This is a genomic window from Thermogutta sp. (genome assembly GCF_039793925.1).
Classification (GTDB): Bacteria; Planctomycetota; Planctomycetia; order Pirellulales; family Thermoguttaceae; genus Thermogutta.
This window is the reverse complement of record NZ_JBAMME010000250.1, coordinates 1-4,927: the sequence shown is the minus strand read 5'-3', so window position 1 is coordinate 4,927 and position 4,927 is coordinate 1. Positions and strand designations below refer to the sequence as shown.

The 4,927-nt window shown below is 54.2% G+C and carries 5 protein-coding genes; all 5 read right to left on the bottom strand.

What is annotated here, in order from left to right; translation table 11 throughout:
- Positions 1-271 precede the first annotated feature (271 nt).
- Complete coding sequence (cas2, locus tag ABJK56_RS12075; protein ID WP_347244920.1) at positions 272-565, bottom strand: CRISPR-associated endonuclease Cas2; 294 nt, start codon at positions 563-565, stop codon at positions 272-274.
- A gap of 13 nt (positions 566-578) precedes the next feature.
- Positions 579-1,610, bottom strand: a complete 1,032-nt coding sequence (gene cas1c / locus ABJK56_RS12070) for a type I-C CRISPR-associated endonuclease Cas1c (RefSeq protein ID WP_347244919.1) — start codon at positions 1,608-1,610, stop codon at positions 579-581.
- A gap of 49 nt (positions 1,611-1,659) precedes the next feature.
- Positions 1,660-2,295 carry a CRISPR-associated protein Cas4 gene (cas4, locus tag ABJK56_RS12065; RefSeq protein WP_347244918.1) on the bottom strand — a complete coding sequence of 212 codons (636 nt, stop codon included), beginning with the start codon at positions 2,293-2,295 and terminating at the stop codon, positions 1,660-1,662.
- 127 nt (positions 2,296-2,422) lie between these two features.
- Positions 2,423-3,397 carry a type I-C CRISPR-associated protein Cas7/Csd2 gene (gene cas7c, locus ABJK56_RS12060; protein ID WP_347244917.1) on the bottom strand — a complete coding sequence of 325 codons (975 nt, stop codon included), beginning with the start codon at positions 3,395-3,397 and terminating at the stop codon, positions 2,423-2,425.
- A gap of 85 nt (positions 3,398-3,482) precedes the next feature.
- Positions 3,483-4,927: type I-C CRISPR-associated protein Cas8c/Csd1 (gene cas8c, locus ABJK56_RS12055; RefSeq protein ID WP_347244916.1), on the bottom strand; the 1,445-nt coding region annotated here is incomplete at its 5' end.

Here is a 4,927-nt window from a genome sequence, read left to right as displayed (position 1 = left end):
GGGCGATCCCATGGGCGTTGAAAATTTAATTTCAAGATTAAGTTTCAATCCGCGCCCTCGCGTGGAGGGCGATGGCCCCTCCTTAACTCTTAACGCTGCCCCAACTTGCGTAGCCAATTCCGCGAACCCCCCACAAACCGCCACTCAACAACTCCTCAACATGTCGCATAAACCCGTAACTCACATTCAATCAATATCTTCTGTCATCCGCGAGCGTCCCGCACTTTCTCCGTCACTTCGGGTTCGCGAACTAGCCTTCGTGATAGCCACATTATGCCAGCAGTAAACCCTCCTCCAGGTCCAGCGTCGGCTTAGCGCCCACATGCTCAACCCGATGGCGACCGGGATTTCCCAAAAAATAAAATCGCAAACTATCCTGTTCCGGGTCAATTATTTCCACCAGTTCTTTACGAAGCGATACGAACTGCTCGGGTGTCACGACGCACTCGAACACCGAGTTCTGGACGCGCTGTCCATAGTCGAGGCATTTCTTTGCCACCCGAGCCAAACGTCGCTGCCCAGCCTTGTCTTTCGTCGATACGTCATACGTCACAAGTACTAACATCGCTGCGCTCCTTTCATCTGAGCATGAACGGAGGATAGGATTCGAGATCGCCGCGAAGGTAGCGGGCAAAGAGCCTCGCCTGAATGTGTGGAACCAGCCCAATGGTCATTTTTTCGTTGAGAAAAGGATGCGTGATGGTTTCGTTTTTCTTCGCCTGATATTCCTGAAGCACAATTCGGCGGCCTGATTCATTCAAAAGAACTGCTCCGCTTGGCTGAACAACAAAATCTTTGGGCTTTATTTGTTGCCGATTGATCAGTGTGAGTGCGATCCTATCTGCCAACAGCGGTCGGAGCTCTTCCATCAGGTCCAGTGCCAATCCCGGACGGCCCGGGCGGTCTCGGTGTAAAAATCCCACTGCGGAATCCAGGCCTGTTGCCTCGCAGGCCCCCCGAACGTCGGCTAGAAGAATCGCATAGAGAAAGGAAAGAAGGGCATTAACGTGATCGCGGGGAGGACGGCGAGAACGGGTGGTGAAAACGAAGCGATCTTTTTGAGCAAGGATGAGATGGTTGAAGACGGAGAAATAATCCGCGCTGGCCTGCCCCTCCAAACCGCGCACAAGATCGAGGTTCATAGGCCCTCTCAGGGTTTGAAGGACATAGGTCAAGCGTTCAACGACCTGCTTCAGGTCACGCACGACGGTAGCGTTTTCCTGTTCCCGTGCCGCTCTTTGCAAAACGGAACGGCAGTTGGCGATCTTTCCAAGCACAATGGCACGCGCAACGTCGGCCGACTTCTGAGGGTCGTCTGCCCAGCGATACTGAGTTCGGCGAAGAAGTACATTACCCGGCGAAAATCCGTGAGCTACCGATAATAACCGGCCGTATTCGGTAAAGAATGACACAGCTACGCCAGCCTTGGCGCAGGCCCCAAGTAAAGGTGGTGAACATGCGACACGTCCAAAGCACACAATTCCGCTCAGATTGATAAGGGGAACACGGAGGCGCGTTTGCTTTTGCACTTTGACGGCAACTGCTTCGCCATCCTTCTTCAGATAAGTACCCTGGGTCATGACGAAGAGCGTGTTGAGGTGATGTTTCATAGTGCTACTTCCCTTACTGTGTTCCCCTTCATGGTTGTGCCATTGACTCTCAGCCGTCGAGCATTCGCTTGAAATAGGCCTGGACGTTTCGACGGTTCACCGCCCGCGGCATGCAGATATCGACCATGGAGCAGCCGTCACATTTTCGGCTGGGAACAGGCGGTGGAGTTTCCAACGTCTGGAAAAGCTGACGGACCTTTTGTGCGGTTTGCTCAACCGTGTGACGGAGATCGGTGGTGCAAGGGACGTCAAACCGATGTTTCGACTTGGCGAAGAAAAGCGCTCCTTGTGGTATCTGGATGTTCAGCATTTCCTCAAGACACATAATCTGAGCGCAAAGCTGGACGCGGTACTCCAATTGACCGAAACGCTTGTGCTTGCTCCGCTTGTATTCCACGACGACGATTCTTGGTCCGTTCTCGGCGTCCTCGTAAAACTCGACAACGTCAGCCGCTCCAACCAGACCGAGACGTTCTGACTTTAAGAGCAAGCCACGGACGAGATACCCACCGGGAATACGTTCCTTGCGCCCCGTTTTGTGGGCATGTTGGTGGACATGACGGCCTTCCACAGTGAAGACATTGTCGGCCCATTGGTGCTCCATGAAGAGGAGCGCCGCGCGTCGCGGGCAATATGTATATTGGGCCAAGGCCGAGATAGGCACGAGCTCGTCGTCCGAAAACATTTTTGGCTCCCTGATAATTCACATTCAACTAAGACCGGCCACCGGGCGAACCAGGATTCGCCCGGCGGCCAAGATAGCCATTCAGGCTCGGGCGGTTGCCGAGACTAGCGATCAAACGAGTTTTTCATCAAGTTAGCTTGTCCATATCCTCCGGAAGGCGGAGCAACTGCGTGCCTCGTGGGATTTTGTCCTCATGCACAATCACCTCATAATCCTTGAATGAACGAGGCACAGTGACACCCTCCTTCCGTCGGACTTCCACGATTTCTTCGAACAGGACCTGGGCCGGTGCGCAGCCCAGCATGGCCTGGCGTTTCCGCTGCTCGGGGTCGCTGTCGGTCCCCACATGCTTCAACACGAAGACAGGCGTGCGGACGGTCATGACGCCTTTGCTCGCGGAACGGTCATGTTCGAACATCCCGAGGATAGCCTCAAACAAGAGTCTCAAATCATCCGTGTTGAAGCCGGTTTGCTCGGCGAGATGGGCACTGATGAATCCCTTGCCCAGGTAAAGGCCATAGGGGATGAGCGACTTGCGGCCCATGGTACGGAGCTTATCCTCTTTTTGCTCCTTTTCCCAGGTCTCGTAATCCTTCCAGGATTTAGTTCCCCGAACATCGTCTGTAACGGCCATCCGGGTGATGGATATTTCTAGAGGGAGCACGGGGTCGAGGGAGCGGGCGAATGTGACTTGAACGGGCCCCCGGACCTGGCCTGCGTTTGGTCCCGTGGACATCACGGCTCCGAAAGCACGAACATCGAAGAAATTGTCACACAACCATTTTCGGGCTTTTTCGACTTCGTCTTTTTTCGCACCACTCGAATCAGGAAGTTTCCCGTTGGCTTCCTCGTGCGCCCGAGCTATATGCTTGTTCAGATTGCACGCGTGTTCCACGAAAATCGCGTACGGCATAGTGTTGTTTTTTGCGATTTGAACGTAATTTCGGATGCGGCGTTTGATGGCCACGTCGGAGACAAGCCCGTGCAGGTCTTCCGGGTCAATCCGCGGTGCATTACCGGCGTCGGGATCACCGTTGGGGTTGCCGTTCTCACAGTCGAAAAGGTAGAGGAATTCATAACGACTTGTGATGGGTTGCGCCATGATAAAGCTCCTTTCTTGTGCTGTGCAAACTGTAAACCGATGCATGTTTGTGAATATCACAGACTCCATTAAGGGGCACGATTAACTAGCCGCGTGAAACTTCCGACTCAAGGCTTTCTGGCTGATCTTCTGGCGAGTCACTCGTATCTTTCTTAAGCCGAGTGGCCAGTTGGTGATAATAACCCATTGCGAAGAGGGTTTGCTCTTCCAGCGTGAGTGTCCGCGGAGGAGCTTCTTTCATTTTTGACCACAATTCGGCGAGCTGGTTTTCAAACCAGTATCGAAGCCTTTCTTTTTGAATCTTCGGCAGATGGGCGATCTGGGCGGTGCGGATAAGCCGCCCCAGGACCAGGGCTGGTGTCGCGCTAGCCGCCGCATAATAGCGCTGCACGACACCGGCCCCCACTTCGCCCAGCGCCTCGCGCTGGATTGAGCCGAGCAGGGCCATAATTCGGCCGCACAGATAGGCTGGGTGAGTTTCGTGTTCATTCAGTTCTGCTGTCATAGACGGTACCCTTTCGCATCTGATGGTAAAGGCTTTTAACAAAGCAAACCGATTGTGGTTAAGATTGGAGTTAAGAGACTTTTTATCCTTGTCAGTAGTGACAATATCGACGTGAACGCGTTTGAGGGTCTGAGCCATGACTTCGTAAGGGATGGGCATTCGCTTGAGGGCACAACGCCAGAGGGCCGCGGCGACCGGGGCCTGGACATCCGAGGGTTCGCGTGCGGTGGCTTCTAGAAGTTTCACAAGTTTGAAAGACTTGATGATGCCCTTTCCGAATTGGCCCACAATTGACAAGTCGTCAAACCACGCATTGACGTTTTCGACGAGCTCACGGAAGTTGCCTTCCATCCAGTCACGAACAATGACCCGGCCCTTGTTGGCAGAGAGCGTGATGGCATAATATCGGAGGTTTTCCAGGTCGGGACGTTCGCCCGTCCGAATAGCATCCAGTGCCTTGGCGGCACGACTTTCTGCCTGATATGTCTCCTGGGCTGAGACGCCCTGTTTGGACTTGGTTTTCCGGGCGGGGGCTTCTGCAAGCTCACCGAGAATGTCCTGGGCGGGGTCGAGTTCTTCCGGTACAGAACCGCTGTACCAGTAGGCGACCTTTGCTCCAGTGCCATGTTTAGGACTGGCAAGACGCCGCGATCGTTTGGCGATGAGATGATTGAAGGCTGTGACATAAACTTTCACGTTCTCTGCACTCATCGCAGCGTTGGCGCTTTGCTCCAGACCAAAGGAGGTGAAAGCCTCTTTATCGAAACCTGCCAGCACGTCACCCGTCGGCAGCCCGCCGATATCGGCAAGGCCTCTGATTTTGTCGTGGGTGGGCTGAGGCGTCACCAACTCACCCGTGAGAAGATCACACATAAACTGGGACTGTTTTCGGCGAGTGGCTCGGCGAACTGTTGCTTCCTGCTGGGACTGCTTAATTTTCTTGAGGAAGTCCATCCACCAGTCGTGCCAGGTCGATTCCTCGACGAAGATCCGCGGCAGGCCTGTGCCTGTCTGGAGGGCCACAG